This window comes from Cypionkella psychrotolerans (assembly GCF_001294535.1).
Taxonomy (GTDB): domain Bacteria; phylum Pseudomonadota; class Alphaproteobacteria; order Rhodobacterales; family Rhodobacteraceae; genus Cypionkella; species Cypionkella psychrotolerans.
On sequence record NZ_LGIC01000065.1, the window covers coordinates 186914 to 205203 of the forward strand.

24 protein-coding genes are annotated in these 18290 nt (G+C 60.2%); 20 read left to right on the forward strand and 4 right to left on the reverse strand.

Annotated elements, in window-relative coordinates:
* Window positions 1–125: 125 nt before the first annotated feature.
* The gene (locus AKV04_RS14060) at window positions 126–1163 is read left to right on the forward strand and encodes a glycosyltransferase family 2 protein (protein ID WP_156317541.1); all 1038 of its coding nucleotides are present in this window, start codon (window positions 126–128) and stop codon (window positions 1161–1163) included.
* Between the two features lie 254 nt (window positions 1164–1417).
* Complete coding sequence (locus tag AKV04_RS14065) at window positions 1418–2131, forward strand: hypothetical protein (RefSeq protein WP_156317543.1); 714 nt, start codon at window positions 1418–1420, stop codon at window positions 2129–2131.
* Between the two features lie 85 nt (window positions 2132–2216).
* Here AKV04_RS14065 and AKV04_RS25610 read toward each other — a convergent pair.
* Both AKV04_RS25610 and mdh read right to left on the reverse strand, forming a co-directional pair.
* A protein-coding gene (locus AKV04_RS25610; RefSeq protein WP_268871797.1) for an IS5 family transposase occupies window positions 2217–2986 on the reverse strand; the annotation gives its coding sequence in 2 pieces (ribosomal slippage) (window positions 2217–2650 and window positions 2650–2986; 771 coding nt in all).
* Between the two features lie 188 nt (window positions 2987–3174).
* The gene (gene mdh, locus AKV04_RS14080) at window positions 3175–4137 is read right to left on the reverse strand and encodes a malate dehydrogenase (RefSeq protein ID WP_054007038.1); all 963 of its coding nucleotides are present in this window, start codon (window positions 4135–4137) and stop codon (window positions 3175–3177) included.
* Window positions 4138–4361: 224 nt separating this feature from the next.
* On the opposite strand from mdh, the gene AKV04_RS14085 reads away from it, so the two are divergent.
* From AKV04_RS14085 to AKV04_RS14150, 14 genes are all read left to right on the forward strand, one after another.
* Window positions 4362–5114, forward strand: coding sequence for a sulfite exporter TauE/SafE family protein (locus AKV04_RS14085; RefSeq protein ID WP_054007186.1), 753 nt, complete (start codon window positions 4362–4364; stop codon window positions 5112–5114).
* 234 nt (window positions 5115–5348) lie between these two features.
* The gene (locus AKV04_RS14090; RefSeq protein WP_054007187.1) at window positions 5349–6209 is read left to right on the forward strand and encodes an HpcH/HpaI aldolase/citrate lyase family protein; all 861 of its coding nucleotides are present in this window, start codon (window positions 5349–5351) and stop codon (window positions 6207–6209) included.
* 9 nt (window positions 6210–6218) lie between these two features.
* The gene (locus AKV04_RS14095; protein ID WP_054007039.1) at window positions 6219–6776 is read left to right on the forward strand and encodes an NnrU family protein; all 558 of its coding nucleotides are present in this window, start codon (window positions 6219–6221) and stop codon (window positions 6774–6776) included.
* Window positions 6776–6979, forward strand: coding sequence for a DUF1737 domain-containing protein (locus tag AKV04_RS14100; protein WP_054007040.1), 204 nt, complete (start codon window positions 6776–6778; stop codon window positions 6977–6979). The genes AKV04_RS14095 and AKV04_RS14100 overlap by 1 nt, the downstream gene beginning before the upstream one ends.
* 35 nt (window positions 6980–7014) lie before the next feature.
* Window positions 7015–8049, forward strand: a complete 1035-nt coding sequence (locus AKV04_RS14105; protein WP_054007041.1) for a MaoC family dehydratase — start codon at window positions 7015–7017, stop codon at window positions 8047–8049.
* Between the two features lie 66 nt (window positions 8050–8115).
* Entirely contained in the window at window positions 8116–8877 is a 762-nt protein-coding gene (locus AKV04_RS14110) for a DUF4344 domain-containing metallopeptidase (protein ID WP_054007042.1), read from the forward strand.
* Between the two features lie 220 nt (window positions 8878–9097).
* Window positions 9098–9481, forward strand: a complete 384-nt coding sequence (gene sdhC, locus AKV04_RS14115) for a succinate dehydrogenase, cytochrome b556 subunit (protein WP_054007043.1) — start codon at window positions 9098–9100, stop codon at window positions 9479–9481.
* A 10-nt stretch (window positions 9482–9491) separates the two neighbouring features.
* Complete coding sequence (gene sdhD, locus AKV04_RS14120) at window positions 9492–9863, forward strand: succinate dehydrogenase, hydrophobic membrane anchor protein (RefSeq protein WP_054007044.1); 372 nt, start codon at window positions 9492–9494, stop codon at window positions 9861–9863.
* A gap of 9 nt (window positions 9864–9872) precedes the next feature.
* The gene (gene sdhA, locus AKV04_RS14125; RefSeq protein ID WP_054007045.1) at window positions 9873–11675 is read left to right on the forward strand and encodes a succinate dehydrogenase flavoprotein subunit; all 1803 of its coding nucleotides are present in this window, start codon (window positions 9873–9875) and stop codon (window positions 11673–11675) included.
* A complete protein-coding gene (locus AKV04_RS14130; protein WP_054007046.1) occupies window positions 11675–12079 on the forward strand; it encodes a hypothetical protein in 405 nt (134 codons plus the stop codon). The genes sdhA and AKV04_RS14130 overlap by 1 nt, the downstream gene beginning before the upstream one ends.
* Window positions 12060–12392 (forward strand): hypothetical protein, encoded by a 333-nt coding sequence (locus tag AKV04_RS14135; RefSeq protein ID WP_054007047.1) that lies wholly within the window; start codon window positions 12060–12062, stop codon window positions 12390–12392. Before AKV04_RS14130 ends, AKV04_RS14135 begins: the two co-directional genes overlap by 20 nt.
* Before the next feature lie 3 nt (window positions 12393–12395).
* The gene (locus AKV04_RS14140; RefSeq protein ID WP_054007048.1) at window positions 12396–12692 is read left to right on the forward strand and encodes a hypothetical protein; all 297 of its coding nucleotides are present in this window, start codon (window positions 12396–12398) and stop codon (window positions 12690–12692) included.
* A 27-nt stretch (window positions 12693–12719) separates the two neighbouring features.
* Entirely contained in the window at window positions 12720–13496 is a 777-nt protein-coding gene (locus tag AKV04_RS14145; protein WP_054007049.1) for a succinate dehydrogenase iron-sulfur subunit, read from the forward strand.
* Window positions 13497–13537: 41 nt separating this feature from the next.
* Window positions 13538–14089, forward strand: coding sequence for a hypothetical protein (locus tag AKV04_RS14150; protein WP_054007050.1), 552 nt, complete (start codon window positions 13538–13540; stop codon window positions 14087–14089).
* Window positions 14090–14095: 6 nt separating this feature from the next.
* On the opposite strand, the gene AKV04_RS14155 is transcribed toward AKV04_RS14150, so the two are convergent.
* Window positions 14096–14569 carry an autoinducer binding domain-containing protein gene (locus AKV04_RS14155; RefSeq protein ID WP_235815650.1) on the reverse strand — a complete coding sequence of 158 codons (474 nt, stop codon included), beginning with the start codon at window positions 14567–14569 and terminating at the stop codon, window positions 14096–14098.
* Window positions 14570–14785: 216 nt separating this feature from the next.
* Here AKV04_RS14155 and AKV04_RS14160 point away from each other — a divergent pair, with 216 nt between their 5' ends.
* The 4 genes from AKV04_RS14160 to AKV04_RS14175 all read left to right on the forward strand — a co-directional run bounded on the left by AKV04_RS14160 (window position 14786) and on the right by AKV04_RS14175 (window position 17237).
* On the forward strand, window positions 14786–15298 hold the full coding sequence (locus tag AKV04_RS14160) for a helix-turn-helix transcriptional regulator (RefSeq protein WP_235815644.1): 513 nt from the start codon (window positions 14786–14788) through the stop codon (window positions 15296–15298).
* 129 nt (window positions 15299–15427) lie between these two features.
* On the forward strand, window positions 15428–16102 hold the full coding sequence (locus AKV04_RS14165; RefSeq protein ID WP_054007052.1) for an acyl-homoserine-lactone synthase: 675 nt from the start codon (window positions 15428–15430) through the stop codon (window positions 16100–16102).
* Window positions 16103–16133: 31 nt separating this feature from the next.
* The gene (locus tag AKV04_RS14170) at window positions 16134–16334 is read left to right on the forward strand and encodes a hypothetical protein (RefSeq protein ID WP_054007053.1); all 201 of its coding nucleotides are present in this window, start codon (window positions 16134–16136) and stop codon (window positions 16332–16334) included.
* 42 nt (window positions 16335–16376) lie between these two features.
* The gene (locus AKV04_RS14175) at window positions 16377–17237 is read left to right on the forward strand and encodes an urea carboxylase-associated family protein (protein WP_054007054.1); all 861 of its coding nucleotides are present in this window, start codon (window positions 16377–16379) and stop codon (window positions 17235–17237) included.
* A 35-nt stretch (window positions 17238–17272) separates the two neighbouring features.
* On the opposite strand, the gene AKV04_RS14180 is transcribed toward AKV04_RS14175, so the two are convergent.
* Window positions 17273–18247, reverse strand: coding sequence for an aldo/keto reductase (locus tag AKV04_RS14180; RefSeq protein WP_054007055.1), 975 nt, complete (start codon window positions 18245–18247; stop codon window positions 17273–17275).
* Window positions 18248–18290: the final 43 nt, after the last annotated feature.

Consider the following 18290-nt stretch of genomic DNA (forward strand, 5'->3'; position numbering starts at 1 on the left):
ATGGGTTGGGGTGGTGATTTTAAGGATTTGTTTAGGATTGCAGCCGGGGGCTGGCGGCGCGGAGTGGACAGGATCGGGATACCCGCCTAAGCTTGCCCGGCGGACTAGAGGGAGGCTCGGGCCGGTTGCGATGGAGTGTTGTTGCCACAGTCAGTGAGCCTGCGCCGCTAATCATCAGCTTTGTCGCGGCCAGTTTTGCGCGGGGTGCGGCAGAGGTACATCTTTATCTCGACACGCCGCAGCCAGCGCTAGAGGCCGTATTAGCGCGGGTGCCGGGTTGTGTGCTGATCCGCTGCGACGCGGCCTATTGGCGCGCAGCCCCGGAAGGGCGGCCTTGGGCGCCGTCGGACCGGCAGCGCTATAATTTGCAGCGCGCCTACGATGCGAGTGCGGTGGGTTGGCTGCTGCATATCGACAGCGACGAGTTTTTGTCGGCCAGCGGCGATGTCGCTTTGGCATTGGCGGCTTTGCCTACCAGTTGTCTGGTGGCGCAGGTGGCGGTGGCGGAGCGGGTGTATCTGGCGGCACCCGACCCGGAGAATATCTTTGACGGGGTGTTTCGGCGGCCCAACCCGCCACGGCTACAGGCGCAGGTGGATGCGATTGACGGTGCTGTGGCGCAGTTTCTGCGGCAGGGCATGACCAGCTATCCGTCGAGCAAGGCGTTCTTTCGCACCGGGCGGGGCTTGCAGGAGGATGTGCATTCGGCGCGCAATGTCAGCGTGGCAGAGGTCGGCACCTTGCAGGGCTGGCGGCTGTTTCATTTCGACGGGTTGACGATGCAAAGCTGGATCAGCAAGAAACAGCGGACGCTGGCGCAGCAGCCGGGGTGGCAGGCTTTTGCCCCAGCCCGGCGGGCGCAGCTGGCGGCGATTGCGGCGGCGGATGCGACGCAGGGCGGGCTTGAGGCGCTGTATCTGTCGATCAAGCAGTTGAGCCCGGAGCGGGCGGCGGCTTTGCGGGCGCTCGATTTGATCACGCCGGGGGATTTGGATTTGCGCGGCGATCTGGCGCGGGTGTTTCCGGGACTGGCGGTGGATCTGAGCGTGGCGGGGTATGACGGCCATGCGGTCAGCTATGTGGCGCGGCGGGCTGAGGGCTGGTTGGGTCGGATTGGCGCGGGGCTGCGGCGGCGGATCAGGCGGCTGCGGCGCGGGGTTTAGGGGGAAGGTCCCGGATTGGGACTTTTGAAATGTGTTTTTGGTCAAGGGGGTGGGGAGGGGCGTTAGGGGTTTGTTAGGGATTTGAGACAGAGAAGGTGGGGGTTTCACACCCCCAGGCTCTTGGCGAAGGGCCAAGAGCCTCCCCCGTGGGATACTTGAGCCAAGATGAAAGCGGGGGAAGTGAATTGAGGTTGACCCAAACTTGGGTGTTATGATGGGTTGGTGATCTTGGTTGGCACTGAATGGGGGCTGTTTTGCAAGATCGCTACGCCGGTGACGTTGGGGACTTTGCAAAGGTTGCTTTGCTGAGGAGTCTTGGGGACGGCAAAAAGCTGGGAGTGGCTTGGTATCTATACCCAGATGAGGCGCACAATTCTGACGGACGGCATACGCAATATCTCAGAGACCCTGAAAAATGGAGACACTTAGACTCAGAGGCTTTTGATGCCCTAAGTGCTACGGCGCATGATGCTACCCTTGGACGGACAGTCGAAGGAATCGAACGCGCTGGTTTTTTACAGGGAACTTTTTTCAATGAGCGGCTGCTAACTGCGAGTTTGCCTCATGGGCAACGATCAGAATGGCGGAAGAATTGGTTTGAAAGGCTTCAAATCAAACTCGCGGACTCAGATTTGGTTTTTGCGGATCCTGACAATGGTTTGATTGATGATACGGCAAAGCGGCGATCACAAAAAACGTTTGGCAAGCAAATGCCGTTGCTGGAAGCTAAGGCACTCGCGGTGAACAGAACGGCAGTGCTCTATCATCACAACACACGCAGAGCCGGGGGGCATTCAGCAGAGGTGCAGCATTGGATCGAGCAACTGGGCGAAGGCACGGTTGCGGTTCGTGCTAACGCCTATAGCTGTCGTACTTTCTTTATTGTGAATGCGGATGGAGACATGAAAGAAAAGGCCCGAGCATTTTGCCAGCGCTGGAGTAAGCACGCGGTCAAATTTCAGGAATAATAGGGTTGTTGGCTCATTTGGTGTATCATTGGGTAAGTTGGTCCAGCCACCCTACGCCGTGACTAGGGTCCAGACTCATTGATCGTCAAAGCCAGAAGATGACAGTTGCGGCGAGGGCGACGGCGGAGAGGAAGGTCTTTGCGCATCGGTCGTAACGGGTTGCAACGCGGCGCCAGTCTTTCAATCGGCCGAACATGATCTCGATCCGGTTGCGGCGCCGGTAACGTCGTTTGTCGTAGCGGACTGTCTTGCCGCGCGACTTCCGGCCGGGGATGCAGGGGCGTATCCCCTTGTCTTTCAACGCATCCCGGAACCAGTCGGCGTCATAGCCTCGGTCGGCGAGCATCCATTCCGCAGCGGGCAAACTGCCCAGCAGGGCTGCGGCTCCGGTGTAGTCGCTGACTTGGCCTGCGGTCATGAAGAACCTCAGCGGCCGCCCCCTCGCATCGGTGACGGCATGCAACTTGGTGTTCAACCCACCCTTGGTGCGACCGATCAAGCGCCCCCGCTGGTCGTCAGGCCCCCCTTTTTCGCCCGCAGGCTCGAAGCCGTGCGATGCGCCTTCAGATAGGTCGCGTCGATTATGATGGTCTTCTGCTCGGTGCCTTTTGAGGCCAGCCCCTCCATCATCCTGGCGAAGACCCCCATGTCACCCCACCGCTTCCATCGGTTGTAGAGCGTCTTCGGCGGGCCATATTCCTTGGGCGCATCGCACCACCTCAAGCCATTGCGATTGATGAAGATTATGCCGCTCAAAACCCGCCGATCATCGACGCGCGGCTTCCCATGGCTCTTCGGAAAGAACGGTCTCAGCCGCTCCACCTGCTCGTCCGTCAGCCAGAATAGATTGCTCATGATCACCCCCGTAGCTCAGGGGCCTTGAATCACGCAGCGGCGGCAGCCTCAAGCAGATCAATGGGTCCTGACCCTAGCCAGTTTAGACACGAACCTAAGTAGAAAAACGCAAAATGCGTGCCCTCGCGAGCACGCATTTTAAAGTTGGTGCGTGAAATCACGCACCCTACCCGGTTGCCAACCGCGACTTACGCCAACGACGGATCAATCGCCTTGCATGCCGCGACGAGGCCCTTCACGGCGTCGACGGATTTGTCGAACATGGCTTGCTCGTCTGCGGTCATCTTGATGTCCACGATACGCTCAATGCCGCCCGCGCCGATCACGGTGGGGACGCCGACGTACATGCCTTTGAGGCCAAGCGCGCCGTCAACGTAAGCAGCACAAGGCAGCAGGCGTTTTTGGTCTTTCAGGTAAGCCTCGGCCATTTCGATCGCCGATTGCGCCGGGGCGTAGAAGGCCGAGCCGGTTTTCAAGAGGCCGACGATTTCCGCGCCGCCATCGCGGGTGCGCTGGATGATGCCGTCGAGTTTTTCTTGCGTGGTCCAGCCCATTGCGACCAGATCGGGCAGCGGGATGCCGCCGACGGTGGAGTAGCGCGCCAAGGGCACCATGGTGTCGCCGTGGCCGCCCAGAACGAAGGCGGTCACATCGCGCATCGAGACGTTGAATTCGACCGACAGGAAGTGGCGGAAGCGGGCAGAATCCAGCACGCCTGCCATGCCGACGACCATGTGGTGCGGCAGGCCGGAGAATTCGCGCAAAGCCCAAACCATCGCATCGAGCGGGTTGGTGATGCAGATCACGAAAGCGTTCGGGGCATGGGCCTTCAGGCCCTCGCCAACCGCTTTCATCACTTTCAGGTTGATGCCGAGCAGGTCATCGCGGCTCATCCCCGGTTTGCGGGGCACGCCTGCGGTGACGATGCAGACATCAGCACCGGCGATATCGGCGTAGGAATTGGCGCCTTTCAGCGAGGCGTCAAAGCCAGCGGAGGGGCCGGATTGCGCGATATCCAGCGCTTTGCCCTGCGGGGTGCCCTCGGCAATATCAAACAGAATGATATCGCCAAGTTCTTTGATGGCGGCGAGATGGGCGAGCGTGCCACCAATCTGACCTGCGCCGATCAGCGCGATTTTTGGGCGTGCCATTTGAGTCTCCGAAGGGTTTGTATACTGTGGTATGCTAAACCCGTTTGGCCTCTGAACGCAAGTCGCTGCACTGCGGCAGGGTAAGCTGCTGGCCTGCTTGGACTGTTTGCGCTAAACGGGCGCTGGCAGCTTTGGGCTTCGGCGATAAGCTTGCGATTCAGGGGCCGCCGGGATCGGCAACGCGGTGATCATGGGTGATTCCGCAGGCAGGGGAAAGAGCCATGATGGATGGATTCGCGTTTTGGGCGCTGGCGGTGCTGGCCTCGGTGTTTGTCGGCATGGGCAAGGGCGGTTTGCCGGTGGTGGGGATGCTGGGGGTGCCGGTGTTGGCACTGGTGCCGGGGATCCATGCGGTGACGGCGGCGGGGCTGCTTTTGCCGCTGTATGTGGTGTCGGACATGTTCGGGCTCTACGCCTATCGGCGGGAGTTTGACCGTCGGGTGTTGGCGATCTTGCTGCCAGCGGCGACTTTGGGAATTGCGATTGGCTATTTCACCGCGACTCTGGTGTCAGAGGCTTGGGTGACGGTGCTGATCGGTGTGATCGGTGTGGTGTTCGCGCTGAACCTGTTGATCAAGCGGCGGGTGGTGGTGGAGCGAAAGCAGGCTGAAGTGGCACCGGGGGTGTTCTGGGGGGCGGTGACGGGGTTTACCAGTTTTGTCAGCCATTCTGGCGGGCCACCTTATCAGGTCTACACCATGCCTTTGGGTCTGAGCAAAGCGGTGTTTGCGGGCACCTCGACGATTGCCTTTGCCTATATCAATGCGGTGAAGCTGATCCCGTATTACCTGCTGGGGCAGATCAATTTGGCCAGCCTTGAGAAGGTCTTGGTGCTGATGCCGATTGCCGCAGCCTCGGTGTTTCTGGGGGTGCGGCTGGTGAAATGGCTGCCAGAGAAGCTGTTCTTTCAGCTGGTGACTTGGGCGCTGCTGTTGGTGTCGATCAAGCTGATGTGGGATGGGTATAAGGCGATCTGAACGGGGGCGGCTTCGGCTGCGTGAACGGCGAGGATCAGGCCTGCGAAGCCGAGTGACAAAGCGAAGAAGGTCTTTTCCATTGCAGTCTCCGGTTGGGGTTTGAGCTGAGGCTGCGCGGAAGATGCGAGGATAGTGTTAAGGCTGCGCACGGTTTTTCTGCGCTGCGGCATTTCTAGGCTTGCTGAAAGTGGCAAAATGGGGTCGGTTGGCGCAATATTGTTGCTGGAGAGAATCATGACCTCTATCGCGTCGGGCCGCCCCTTCCGTTCTGTGCTGTATATTCCGGGCTCGAAAGAGCGGGCGCTGGAGAAGGCGCGCAGCCTTGCGGCGGATGCGATCATCTTCGATCTGGAGGATGCGGTGGCCCCTGAGGAAAAGGCGGCAGCGCGCGAGGTTTTGGCGCAGGCTTTGGCCGAGGGTGGCTTTGGTCATCGGGCGCGGATTGTGCGGATCAACGGGTTGGATAGCCCATGGGGGGCCGAAGATCTGGCGGTGTTTGGGGCGCATCCGGGGGTGGAGGCTGTGCTGATCCCCAAGGTAAACCGGGCTGCGGATCTGGATGCGGTGGCGGCTGTGTCGGCTAAACCCTTGTGGGCGATGATGGAAACCGCGCTGGGCATGTTGAACGCGGTGGAAATTGCCGCGCATCCCAGCCTGCAAGGCATGGTGATGGGCACCAATGATCTGGGCAAGGAATTGGGCGCTCGGCACCGGGCGGATCGGTTGCCGCTGCAGGCGGGGTTGGGCTTGTGTCTGCTGGCGGCTAAGGCCTATGGCCGGGTAATCGTCGATGGCGTCTATAATGCGTTCAAGGATGATGCGGGGCTGCTGGCGGAATGTGTGCAGGGCCGCGACATGGGGTTTGACGGCAAAACCTTGATCCATCCGGCACAGTTGGAGATCGCCAATGCGGCCTTTGCGCCGTCGGTGGCGGAGTTAGACCTCGCCCGGCGGCAGATCGCGGCTTTCAACCAAGCACAGGCGGCGGGGCAGGGCGTGGCGGTTGTGGATGGAAAGATCGTCGAAAACCTGCATATCGTCACCGCACAGGCGGTTCTAGGGAAGGCCCAGATGATAGCCGCGCTGTCTGAATAGGATTTTGCGATGATCTGGCTGATTTTGGGACTGGCACTTTGGGTGGGCGCGCATTTCTTCAAACGTGTGGCACCGGATATGCGGGCTGGCATGGGCGACAAGGGCAAGCTGGTGGTGACAGGGCTCTTGCTGTTGGCGGTGGTGCTGATGGTGGTGGGCTATCGCGCGGCGGACTGGGTTTCGGTTTACACGCCGCTTCCGGGGATGGGGCATCTGAATAACACCTTGATGTTGGTGTCTTTATTCCTGTTCGGGGTGGGCGGTACCAAGGGCATTTTGTATCCGAAGATGCGGCATCCAATGTTGTGGGGTGCTGTGGTCTGGGCGGTGGCGCATTTGCTGGTGAATGGCGATCAGGCGTCTTTGGTGCTGTTTGGCGGTATCGGGATTTGGGCCTTGGTCGAGATGCTGCTGATCAACCGGGCTGAGGTTTGGGTGGCCCCGACCAATGGGCGCGGCATCAAGGGCGATGCGATGAACCTTGTGGGGACGGTGGTGCTGCTGGGGGTGATTGCGATGATCCATCAGTGGTTGGGCCATCCGGTGTTTTTGGGGACGTATTCCTGATGCAGCTGTATCGGTTTTTGTCGGACGACGACACGTCTGCGTTTTGCCACAAGGTGAGTTTGGCACTGAGCAAGGGCTGGGTGCTGCATGGCGGGCCGACCTATGGCTTTGATGCGGCGCGCGGCGTGATGCGCTGCGGGCAGGCGGTGGTGAAGGATGTGCCGGGGACATATGACCCGGAGATGAAGCTGGGCGAGGCATAGCAGTGGTGGGTTTCACCCACCCTACGGAGGGTGAGATGGCAGCGGTCAAGACCAATGCGGGGCGGTTTTTTGAGGATTACCGGGTGGGTGAGGTGATCACCCATGCGGTGCCGCGCACGGTTTCGGGCGGGGAACGCGCGCTGTATCATGCGCTGTATCCGGCGCGTCATGCGTTGTATTCCAGCGATGTGTTTGCCCAAGATTGCGGGCTGCCGTTCAGCCCTTTCGATGGTCTGGCAGCCTTTCATGTGGTGTTCGGCAAGACCGTGCCGGACGTTTCGCTGAACGCGGTGGCGAATTTGGGCTATGGCGAGGGGCGCTGGCTGCGGCCTGTGTGGCCGGGCGATACTCTGCGGTCTGAAAGCACGGTGATCGGGGTTAAGGAAAATTCGAATGGGCAGTCGGGCGTGGTTTATGTCCGCACGGTTGGGCTGAACCAGCATGAGGAAGCGGTGCTGGAGTATGTCCGTTGGGTGATGGTGAAGAAGCGCGATTTTGGCGCGGCCGCCCCGGTGGCGGTGGTGCCGGAACTGGCTAAGGTGGTGGAGCCTTCCGCGCTGGTGATCCCGCTGGGGCTTGATTTCTCGCGCTATAATTTCGCACTGGCCGGCGAGCCGCACCGGATGCGGGATTATGCGGTGGGTGAGGTGATTGACCATGTCGATGGTGTGACCATTGAGGAAGCCGAGCATATGCTGGCGACCCGGCTGTGGCAGAACACCGCCAAGGTGCATTTTGATGCCACGCAAAGGCCGGATGGCAAGCGGTTGATTTACGGTGGGCATGTGATCTCGCTGGCGCGGGCTTTGAGCTTTAACGGTCTGGCCAATGCGCAAATGCTGGTGGCGCTGAACGCAGGCGCCCATGCCAATCCGTGCTTTGCGGGGGATACGGTGCGGGCGTGGTCGGAAGTGCTGGATATGGTCGAGACGGATGCCAAGGGCGTGGGTGCGATCCGGCTGCGGTTGGTGGCGACTCGCGGCGCTGCGGGGGCGCTACGGGCGGCGGATGGCAAATATCTGCCCGAGGTGCTGCTCGATCTGGATGTTTGGGCGTTGATGCCGGTTTAACATTTGCGCGCTAAGCGTTGTCTGGTTTGGCTCGCCGTGGCAGGTTGGCCGAAACTTGGGGGGATCATGCGGCAATTTCTATGGCTGGCGCTTTGGGGCGCGATGGCGACGGGTGCGGCGGCCCAGACGGTGTTTCAGTTTCCCGAGGATGAGGAAGAATCCGCTTTCATTGCCAATGAGGTGATCGCGACCTTCTATCACGAGGTCGGTCACGCGATGATCGACGTGCTGCAACTGCCGGTGTTGGGCAAAGAAGAAGACGCGGCGGATCATCTGTCGGTGATCCTGATGAATGACATCTGGGAAGAAGAAGCTGCGGCGAACATCCTTGCCAGCGACGCCACTGCCTATGCTTTGCAGTCCGATCAGCGCGAAGCGGGCGGGGAGGAGCCGTCCTATTCCGACGAGCATAGCATGGACATGCAGCGTTATTATTCCGTCGTCTGTCTGTTCTACGGTGCCAACCCCGAGGCGCGGCAGGGGATGGCTGATGAATTGGGCCTGCCAGCGGCGCGTGCCGAGCGCTGCCCTGCGGAATGGCAGGCGGCGGCAGGGTCTTGGGATGCGGTTCTGGCGGATGCGACTCCGGGCGGGGATAATGTCGGGCTGGTGATGCAGACGGGGCAGGAAGGCCAGCCGCTTGCCGATCTGATCGCCGAGGAAGTTGTGGCCATCAATGAGCGCTATGGCCTTCCGCTGGAGGTCAGCGTGGTGGTCGCCGATTGTGGTGAGGCGAACGCCTATTACAGCCCCAGTCAACAAACTATTACGATTTGCAACGAATATGCCCAGAACCTGCAAGCGATGTGGGAAGCCTCGCCAGATTGATGGATTTTGTGATCACGCGATTTTTCCATGTGATCACAAAGGCGAAAAACTGTGGCTGATAGCGAAAACATTGTGCAGTTGCGGCGTGGTTTGGGGTGACATGCGTGATATAAGCGCTATTGAGGAATAAAGCCGCGCAGTCGTCAGGCGATATCTTGGCGGGGCGTGCGTTGGATCAGACCCGGATCAAGAGGCCCGGACCAAGAGGAGGGGACAAGTTATGGCCGAAGTGAAGCGTGTAGAGCGCCCCCTGTCGCCACATTTGCAAATCTATCGCCCGCAACTGACCTCGATCACCTCGATCCTGACCCGGATCACCGGCAACGGGCTGATTGTCGGCGTGATGCTGGCGGTGTGGTGGTTGTTTGCGGCGGCGGTGTCGCCCGAATATTTCGCGGTGGCCAATGCGGTGGCGACAAGCTGGTTCGGCGATCTGGTGTTCACCTGTTCGGCCTGGGCGGTGTGGTATCACTATCTGTCGGGGCTGCGGCATCTCTATTTCGATGCGGGCCATGGGCTGGAGATTGCCACTGCCGAAAAGCTGGGCTGGGGCATCATCGCGGGGTCGTTCCTGTTCACCGCACTCACCATTCTGATCGTGTAAGGGGCTGAATATGCGTTATCTTACCGCGCGCAAACGGGCTGTGGGCAAGGGTGCCTCGCACACTGGCACGGCGCATCACTGGTCGATGACTTTGTCGGCTGTGGCGCTGGCCTTCATGGTGCCGACTTGGGTTTACATCGTCGGCCACGCTTTGGGACAGGATTATGAGGCGGTACGGGCGACCTTTGCGCGCCCCTTCCCCTCAATCCTGACCGCCTTGGTGCTGGTGATCGGGATGCGGCATTTCGCGATGGGGGCCACGATGATGATCGAAGATTACGCGCAGGGCACCACGCGCAAGATGCTGATCATGTTTGTGATCTCGCTTTCCACCGTGATTGCGGCGACGGGGCTGTATGCGCTTGTTCGCATTGCACTTTAAGGGGCTGATATGACTGCTTATCCGTATGAAGTGCACGACTATGATGTGGTCGTGGTGGGTGCTGGCGGCGCTGGGTTGCGCGCGACCTTGGGCATGGCGGAGCAGGGTCTGCGCACGGCTTGCGTGACCAAAGTGTTCCCGACGCGGTCGCATACTGTCGCGGCGCAGGGCGGCATTGCTGCCTCGCTTGGCAACATGGGGCCGGATTCTTGGCAGTGGCATATGTATGACACGGTGAAGGGCTCGGATTGGCTGGGCGACACCGACGCGATGGAATATCTGGCGCGCGAGGCCCCGAAGGCGGTCTATGAGCTGGAGCATTACGGCGTGCCGTTTTCGCGCACCGAAGAGGGCAAGATCTATCAGCGCCCGTTTGGCGGCCATACCACCGAATATGGCGAAGGCCCGCCAGTGCAGCGGACTTGTGCTGCGGCTGACCGCACCGGCCATGCGATTTTGCATACTCTGTATGGGCAGAGCCTGAAGAATAATGCCGAGTTCTTTATCGAATACTTCGCGATTGACCTGATCATGACCGATGGCCGCTGCACCGGTGTGGTGGCGTGGAAGCTCGACGATGGCACGATCCATGTGTTCAACGCCAAGATGACCGTGCTGGCGACAGGCGGTTACGGGCGAGCCTATTTCAGCGCGACTTCGGCGCATACTTGCACCGGCGATGGTGGTGGTATGGTGGCCCGCGCTGGGCTGCCGTTGCAGGATATGGAGTTTGTGCAGTTTCACCCAACCGGGATTTACGGCTCGGGCTGTTTGATCACTGAAGGCGCGCGGGGGGAAGGTGGATACCTGACCAACTCCAACGGGGAGCGGTTTATGGAGCGGTATGCGCCGCACTATAAGGACCTCGCGCCACGGGATTATGTGTCGCGCTGCATGACGATTGAAATTCGTGAGGGGCGTGGCGTGGGGCCGAACAAGGACCACATCCATTTGCACCTGAACCACCTGCCGCCGGAAACTCTGGCGCTGCGCTTGCCGGGGATTTCGGAAAGTGCGCGGATATTTGCGGGGGTTGATCTGCACAAAGAGCCGATCCCGGTGCTGCCGACGGTGCATTACAACATGGGCGGGATTCCAACCAACTACTTCGGCGAGGTGCTGAACCCGACGCATGCGAACCCCGATGCCACCGTGCCGGGGCTGATGGCGGTGGGCGAGGCGGGCTGTGCTTCGGTACATGGTGCGAACCGTTTGGGGTCCAATAGCCTGATTGATTTGGTGGTTTTTGGCCGGGCGGCGGCGATCCGGGCGGGGGAAATTGTGAACCCGAAGGAGCGGGCTGCGGATGTGAACCGGGCGGAAGTCGATAAGGCTTTGGGGCGGTTTGATGCGACGCGGCAAGCCAATGGCGCGATCCCGACCGCCGATCTGCGGCTGGAGATGCAAAAGACCATGCAGGCCGATGCGGCGGTGTTCCGCACCGACAAGACCCTTGGCGAAGGTGTCACCAAGATGACCGCGATTGCAGGCAAGATGGGTGACATCAAGGTGACGGATCGGTCCTTGGTATGGAACTCGGATCTGATGGAAACGCTGGAACTTCAGAACCTTATGCCGAACGCGCTGGCGACGATTGTGGGCGCTCATGCCCGCACCGAAAGCCGGGGTGCGCATGCGCATGAAGATTACGCCACGCGCAATGACGCCGATTGGCGCAAGCACACGCTGGCTTGGGTTGACGGAAATTCGGTCAAGCTGGACTATCGCCCGGTGCATACAGCACCCCTGACCTCGGAAGCCGATGGCGGGATTTCACTGAAGAAGATCGCACCGGCTGAAAGGAAGTTCTGATGCGTGGCGTCGCCCTGCTGCTGCTGGCTTTGACGGCCTGCGTCGACAGTGGCGCGGCCTCGCAACCTTCGGTGACGGTGGTTGAGCAATGCAGCGCTGAGTCAGGATTTACCGCGCGGGCGGCGGCGGCGCATGCATCCGGGGTGCAGGGCGACATTCCCGGCACGCCCAAGGAACTGGCGGCGATCAATGCTTGCGTGAAAGCGAAAGCCTCGATGGCTCCAAGTATGGCGGGCCGAAGGACGGTCGTGGAAACCCAAGGTAGCAGCGGCACGATGACCGTTGAAACCTACACCTCGGGCGCATCTGCGCCGAAACCTGCGGCCCCGCCTGCGCGGCCGGTCCGCCAAGCCTGCCGCAATACGTTTACCGGAGGAGATGGCTATGCCTGTTTGCCGATTTAGGGCGCTGAGCGCGCTGGTAGCGTTTGGCCTGCTTGCCGCTTGTGATCCGCAGGTTCTCGCGGATAAAGCGATGCGGCGGACGGCGGAAACCGTGGTGCGTCCGGTTTTGGCGCGCGAACTGCCAGGCAATGTCGCCGAGGCTGCGACGCAATGCGTGCTGGATGCGGCAGGGTCTGATGAAATCCGGGCCTTGGCGCGGGATGTCGGCGTTGAGGCGGGCACGTTGACGGTGCAGAATATCCGCAACCTTGCCACAAGGCCCAGTGCCACGGCCTGCTTTGCACGCAATGGCGTGCCGCCGTTGAAAGGGTAGCCGATGCGTCCAACCCTTGCCTTGCTTGCGTTGTTGCCGCTGATCGCCTGTGGGCCGATCCCGCGCGCGCAGGCCGAGCGCGAGTGCTTTGAGCGCGCCCGTCTGGCCGAGCATCCACGCGGCGAGGTTGGGGTTGGCATCGGCTCGAACGGGCGTAAAACCACGTTTGGCGAGATCACCTTCAGCTCGGATTATCTTCAGGGCAAAGACCCTGACCAAGTTTACCAAAATTGCGTCTATCACCGCTCGGGTGAGATGCCGACGCGTCCCTATAGCAGCATTCCCGCCAAGCGATACTGACGCGGAAAAGAACAAAAGGTCTGAGACATGGTTCAGTTCACCCTGCCGAAAAACTCGAAAATCCGCACTGGCAAGACCTGGCCGAAGCCTGCGGGCGCGAATGTGCGCAAGTTCCAGATTTACCGCTGGACCCCGGATGACGGCGAAAACCCACGGGTGGACACCTATTTCGTTGATATGGACAGCTGCGGCCCGATGATTTTGGACGCGCTGATCAAGATCAAGAATGAGATCGACCCGACGCTGACCTTCCGCCGCTCTTGCCGGGAAGGGATTTGTGGATCCTGTGCGATGAACATCGACGGCATCAACACCCTGGCCTGTATCTACGGTTTGGATGAGGTGAAGGGCGATGTGAAAATCTATCCGCTGCCGCATATGCCGGTGGTGAAGGATTTGATCCCCGACCTCACGCATTTCTACGCCCAGCACGCCAGCATCATGCCGTGGTTGGAGACCAAGACCAACAAGCCTGCGAAAGAATGGCGGCAGTCGATTGAGGATCGCTCCAAACTCGATGGGCTGTATGAATGCGTGATGTGCGCCTGTTGTAGCACGTCTTGCCCGTCATACTGGTGGAATGGCGATAAATACCTGGGGCCAGCGGCTTTGCTGCACGCTTACCGCTGGATCATCGACAGCCGGGATGAGGCGACGGGTGCGCGGCTTGATGATCTGGAAGACCCGTTCAAGCTCTATCGCTGCCATACCATTATGAACTGCACCAAGACCTGCCCGAAGGGGCTGAACCCGGCTAAAGCGATTGCCGAGATCAAGAAGATGATGGTCGAGCGGGTGGTGTAACGGCTTTGTCAGCGCTTGAAAATTACAAAAGGCGTGCCCGGATGGCACGCCTTTTTGCGATGGTGCTGGCCTGCGGTTTGGGCCTGATCATTGGCCTGCCGCTGCTGCGCGAACTCGCGCGCGCCTTCCCCTGCATCTGGACGCCGGGGCAGTGCCACGACACGGGGGCCTATGCGCAGGATTTCTTCGCGGATCTGACGCCGATTGCGGCGCCCTTGGCCAGCCGACGGTTCTCGGAAGGCGTGGTGCAGAGCAATCTGAACGGCTTTGATTGCACCTATGCCATCGTGGCGCTGGATCAGCGCGCGCCCGTCATTCCGCCCGCGCGACGCAAGACTGGCACGCCAGATATGGATTGGGGCGGTGGTTGGCGGGCGGTGACGGTGCTGACTGAAAAAGAGAATCAAGACCTGCGCAGTTTGCTGGCTGTTTGTGGCGGCTATTGGCCAGTTGCACTGCAAAAGCAACTGGCCGAGGCGCTGGCGAACCGTCGGATGCTGATCTCGGGACGGGCCCCCTATCGGCAGGTTAATCTTTACCTGCCACCCGAAGCTGGGGTGGGCTTGGCGGCGCGGATTCGCTTTGGCGACTAGGCAGGTTTAACTGTCAGTCAGCGCCAGCAAAGCCGCTTGGGTTTCCGGCGAAAAGCTTTCAAGCCCTTCGGTCAGATCGTGCAGATCATCGACAATCTGGGCAATCTCGGCGCGCTCGGCGGCGGTGAACTCCGGCCCAGTTTTGGTCACGCCCGCGATGGTGCGCGAGGTTTGCGGCCCCACCGCATAGGTACAGCCGTTGTGCAGCCCATGCGCCAGCGCGTCACGGATGACGCCTTGCGGGTCTTGATCGGCGAGGTCCGCCCAGTTGACAGCACCTGTATGCGTCAGCCCCCAATGCACGACCGGGTCGCTGAGCATGAACCCGCGCTCGCTGTAGTGCTCAATCCACGCCTGATCATAGGTTCTGTACAAGATCGAAGGGCGCGTGTAGCGGATGTGGATCGCCAGAGCAAAGCCACTGTCGCAGAGCGCCCGCAGCCGGGCTAAGCGTTCTGCAACTGCAGCCACTTTCGTCATATCCTTCACGATCACTCACCCTTTGGATGCTAGAGGTTGCGAATTACACTTTATCCGGGCAATATCTACGAGACGAGGCTATGACGTGGTAGAGCCCTCGGCAACTGTTTTGAGCATATGACACTTCTGCAGGCGATGAAAAATCAGATCGAACATATAGCCCCGGCGGGTTCTTATGTCGCTTTGCGGGTTGGGTTCTCATTTCCTGAGGAGGAGATGAACAATCTGCCTGACATATGGGTGGAGTTTTACACAACCCATGGCTTAGTTGTGCAGGATCCGGCGATGCGCTGGGTGTATGGCAATGTCGGTGGCATCCGGTTCTCGGAAATGGCCGCGACCGATCCGCATCAGGTGCGCGCCCATGCCGCGGTGTTCGGCTTGGGTCATGGCGCTGCGGTGTCGGTGATGACGCCACGGGACAAGGGCCGACGCAGCTACGGGCTGTTTTTCCGCGATGACCGCGACTTTGAAGATGCCGAGATGGAGGGGCTGCTGCGAATCATGCAGCAGCTGCATGCAGGCCCGGAGGATGAGAAAAGCCTCACAAATGCCGAGGTTGAGGCGCTGAAACTACAATCTGAGGGCTTGCGGCTGAAACAAATTGCCGCGCGGCTTGGAATTTCGGAAAGTGCTGTGAAAGCCCGGCTTAACAACGTCAAGCGTAAATTGGGCGCGCGGACACAATCCCAAGCGGCTTCGATCGCTGCTGCGCGGCGGATTCTTTAAGCGCCGCTGATAATCCAGCAAATTTTAACTATTGCGACAGTCGCGCTAAATTTGCGGACTGTCGGCAAATACAACTTCCGGGGTATTGTCGCTGTATCAGAAACGATTCAGCATGTTTAGGAGTATCCTATGGACAATATCCGCTTCGATTTTTCCGATTTCCATCGTTACGGTTCGGCATTTTACGACTTTTTGGCTTTGCGCAAGCAGGTGTTTGTCGACCAACTCGGCTGGGATGTGCCGCATAATGCCAAGGTCGAAATGGACCAATATGACACGCCAGTGGCGCATTACTCGTTGGTTTTAAGACACGGTCAGGTTGTAGGCGGCGCGCGCGCCATGGCCACGACCGCAACCTGGGGAGAGCATACCTATATGCTGCGCGATGCCTATTCCGGCAAGTTGCCGCATATTCCGTCGCATGTGATGTCGGTCGAAATCGCCACGCCGCATGTCTGGGAATGTACGCGGTTGGTGATCTCGGATGCGCTGACGACGGCGGCAGAGCGCAGCGAATGTCTGACCTTGATTGTGGACGGTTTGGTCGAAATCACCCGCGCGCAGGGCGGTGAGGAGTTGATTTGTCTCTCGTCACTGACCCTGATGCGGGCTTTGCGCCAGATCGGCTATGAAGTGTCGCGGCTGGGAGACACTTACCGCAATGATGAAGACGGGCGGCAATATGCGGTGCTGCGGATGCCGGCCGAATTCTCGCGTGCGCGGCAGTTGCGGGTCGCCCCGATCCCGTTCCCAGCCCATCGGCTGCGGGCAGAGCCGAGCTTCTTGCAGGGGGCGACGGCTTAGGCCATGCTGGGGACGATGAAAAGGAAGCCCTATGCCATTGTTATTGCTGGTTCTGCTGGTGTCGGTGTTTGTCTATGCTTGGCTGGCACGCCGCAACTCCACCCTGACGCGCAACTGCCGCTGGCGGTTGGATCGACGGGCGGGACCCAGCAGCTATCACTGCACCGCCTGTGGCGCGGTCTGTGATCCGGGAGCGGGCCGCGCGCCAAGGCAATGTTTGCGCGCGGCTTGAGGGGGAGGGATTGGGCGTGCTGTCACAATTTGGGAGAAAGCCATGAAACCAGACCAGCCAACTCATGCCGCCCCTGCTGACGCAGAGGCGCGCAAAGCTGTAAAATCGGTGATCTGTTATCCGGTCTCGGGCCTGCCGCGGCCGGATCTGGCACCCTATCTGGCGGCACGGGCCGGGTGGAGCAGGGTGGCCGAAGTGCTGGTGCCGGCGCGCGAGGCGCGGTGTTTTGATGTGCCTAGCGGGCATTTCTTTCGCATCACCAGCGTTGAGGGGCCGCAGGTGGGCGATCTCAATCTGTGGAACGCAGCAGACCTGAATGAGCGGTTTTTCTCGGGCAAAACCCGTGCGTTGCACGGCACGCATCTGTCAGCGGGCGATCGGATGTGGTCGGCGCTGCCTTATCTGCGCGAGATGGCTCTGATCACCGAGGATACGCTGGACTGGTACGGGTTCGATGCGTTTGGCGGCAGCGTACATGACGTGATCGGCACGCGTTGTGATCCCTACACCAGCAATCTGCTGTCGGGCGGGCAGTATCATCATTGCTGCCATTCCAACCTGACGCGGGCGCTAGCCGCGCGCATGGGTCTGCCGCTGTGGCAGGCTGAAGCACATGTGCATGACGTGCTGAACGTGTTCATGTGTACCGGATTCACCCGCGACACCGGTCAGTATTTCATGAAAGCCAGCCCAGTGCGGCCCGGTGATTACATCGAGTTTTTCGCCGCGATGGACCTGATCGGCGGCCTGTCTGCCTGTCCCGGTGGTGATTGCTCGTCAGAGCATTCCTCGGATCAGGCGGCCTGTTATCCTCTGTTGGTTGAGGTGTTTAAGCCGTCGTCTTTGCCCGCAGGATGGCATCCGGCGGTGGCAAACGGCTATGACCGCAGTCACGGAGTTTAGGCGCTCTACAACCCGGCAGAGCGCCATTTCGATACCTAGCAGTACCGCTCAATCGCCAGCAGTTGATGATCACCGTAACGGTCGCCGGCAGCGAAACCGGGGGGGAGGATGCGGTCAATTTCGGCGTGATCGTCAGGGGTGAAGACGATCTCGGTGGCCTGCGCCCATTGCTTGAGGTTTTCCGCCCTGCGGGTGCCGGGGATCGGGATCAGGTGATCGCCTTTCGCCAGAACCCACGCCAAAGCGGTGGCTGGCGTGGACCAGCCGCGCGCTGCACAAAACGCCCGGAACGCATTGATTGATTGGGTGTTTTCGCTGAAGTTTGGCTCCGTGAAGCGAGGGTTCTGCGCGCGAAACCCGTCGGTTGGCTTAGCCAGCGCCACGTCGCCCAACATGCCGCGTGCCAGCGGTGAGAACGGGATGAAGGCCACGCCAAGCGCTTTGCAGGCTTGGATCATGCCCAGTTCGGGCTGGCGGCTCCACAGCGAATACTCGTTTTGCACCGCCATGCAGGGACGGATTTTATGGGCGGCGCGCAATGTGTCGGGGGCGATTTCTGACATGCCGTAGCCGCCGATTTTGCCTTCCTCGATCAGGCGTGACAGGGAGCCTACCACCTCGGCCAAGGGGCGGCTGCGCTCGCGGCGGTGAATGTAGAACAGCTCGACATGGTCGCGGTTCAGCCGCTTCAGCGAGGCCTCCAACTCGGCGCGCAGATGGTGTTCCGAATTGTCGATGCGGCGCGGCGGGCCGGAGACAAAGCTGGCTTTGGTGGCGATGGTGACATTCGGGCGGCGGGTGGTGAGCCATTTGCCGATGATGGTTTCCGAAATCCCCATGCCGTAGATATTGGCGGTGTCAATAAAATCTATACCTTGGTCTAGCATCGCATCCAGACAGCGCAGGCTTTCGGCCTCATTCGTATCGCCAAAGATGCCGCCGAAGGACATAGCACCCAGGCCAATGGCGGATACATTTGGGCCGTTTTGGCCGAGTTTGCGGGTTTTCATGGGCGTCTCCTGCTGAGGGGATCGCAATAGACGCCCACGAATC

Bases quoted from the DNA above. Each gene is read 5' to 3' on its own strand.
- mdh (WP_054007038.1), bottom strand. From the start codon at position 4,137: ATGGCACGCCCAAAAATCGCGCTGATCGGCGCAGGTCAGATTGGTGGC.
- AKV04_RS14085 (WP_054007186.1), top strand. From the start codon at position 4,362: ATGGATGGATTCGCGTTTTGGGCGCTGGCGGTGCTGGCCTCGGTGTTT.
- AKV04_RS14090 (WP_054007187.1), top strand. From the start codon at position 5,349: ATGACCTCTATCGCGTCGGGCCGCCCCTTCCGTTCTGTGCTGTATATT.
- AKV04_RS14095 (WP_054007039.1), top strand. From the start codon at position 6,219: ATGATCTGGCTGATTTTGGGACTGGCACTTTGGGTGGGCGCGCATTTC.
- AKV04_RS14100 (WP_054007040.1), top strand. From the start codon at position 6,776: ATGCAGCTGTATCGGTTTTTGTCGGACGACGACACGTCTGCGTTTTGC.
- AKV04_RS14105 (WP_054007041.1), top strand. From the start codon at position 7,015: ATGGCAGCGGTCAAGACCAATGCGGGGCGGTTTTTTGAGGATTACCGG.
- AKV04_RS14110 (WP_054007042.1), top strand. From the start codon at position 8,116: ATGCGGCAATTTCTATGGCTGGCGCTTTGGGGCGCGATGGCGACGGGT.
- sdhC (WP_054007043.1), top strand. From the start codon at position 9,098: ATGGCCGAAGTGAAGCGTGTAGAGCGCCCCCTGTCGCCACATTTGCAA.
- sdhD (WP_054007044.1), top strand. From the start codon at position 9,492: ATGCGTTATCTTACCGCGCGCAAACGGGCTGTGGGCAAGGGTGCCTCG.
- sdhA (WP_054007045.1), top strand. From the start codon at position 9,873: ATGACTGCTTATCCGTATGAAGTGCACGACTATGATGTGGTCGTGGTG.
- AKV04_RS14130 (WP_054007046.1), top strand. From the start codon at position 11,675: ATGCGTGGCGTCGCCCTGCTGCTGCTGGCTTTGACGGCCTGCGTCGAC.
- AKV04_RS14135 (WP_054007047.1), top strand. From the start codon at position 12,060: ATGCCTGTTTGCCGATTTAGGGCGCTGAGCGCGCTGGTAGCGTTTGGC.
- AKV04_RS14140 (WP_054007048.1), top strand. From the start codon at position 12,396: ATGCGTCCAACCCTTGCCTTGCTTGCGTTGTTGCCGCTGATCGCCTGT.
- AKV04_RS14145 (WP_054007049.1), top strand. From the start codon at position 12,720: ATGGTTCAGTTCACCCTGCCGAAAAACTCGAAAATCCGCACTGGCAAG.
- AKV04_RS14150 (WP_054007050.1), top strand. From the start codon at position 13,538: ATGGCACGCCTTTTTGCGATGGTGCTGGCCTGCGGTTTGGGCCTGATC.
- AKV04_RS14155 (WP_235815650.1), bottom strand. From the start codon at position 14,569: ATGACGAAAGTGGCTGCAGTTGCAGAACGCTTAGCCCGGCTGCGGGCG.
- AKV04_RS14160 (WP_235815644.1), top strand. From the start codon at position 14,786: ATGAACAATCTGCCTGACATATGGGTGGAGTTTTACACAACCCATGGC.
- AKV04_RS14165 (WP_054007052.1), top strand. From the start codon at position 15,428: ATGGACAATATCCGCTTCGATTTTTCCGATTTCCATCGTTACGGTTCG.
- AKV04_RS14170 (WP_054007053.1), top strand. From the start codon at position 16,134: ATGCCATTGTTATTGCTGGTTCTGCTGGTGTCGGTGTTTGTCTATGCT.
- AKV04_RS14175 (WP_054007054.1), top strand. From the start codon at position 16,377: ATGAAACCAGACCAGCCAACTCATGCCGCCCCTGCTGACGCAGAGGCG.
- AKV04_RS14180 (WP_054007055.1), bottom strand. From the start codon at position 18,247: ATGAAAACCCGCAAACTCGGCCAAAACGGCCCAAATGTATCCGCCATT.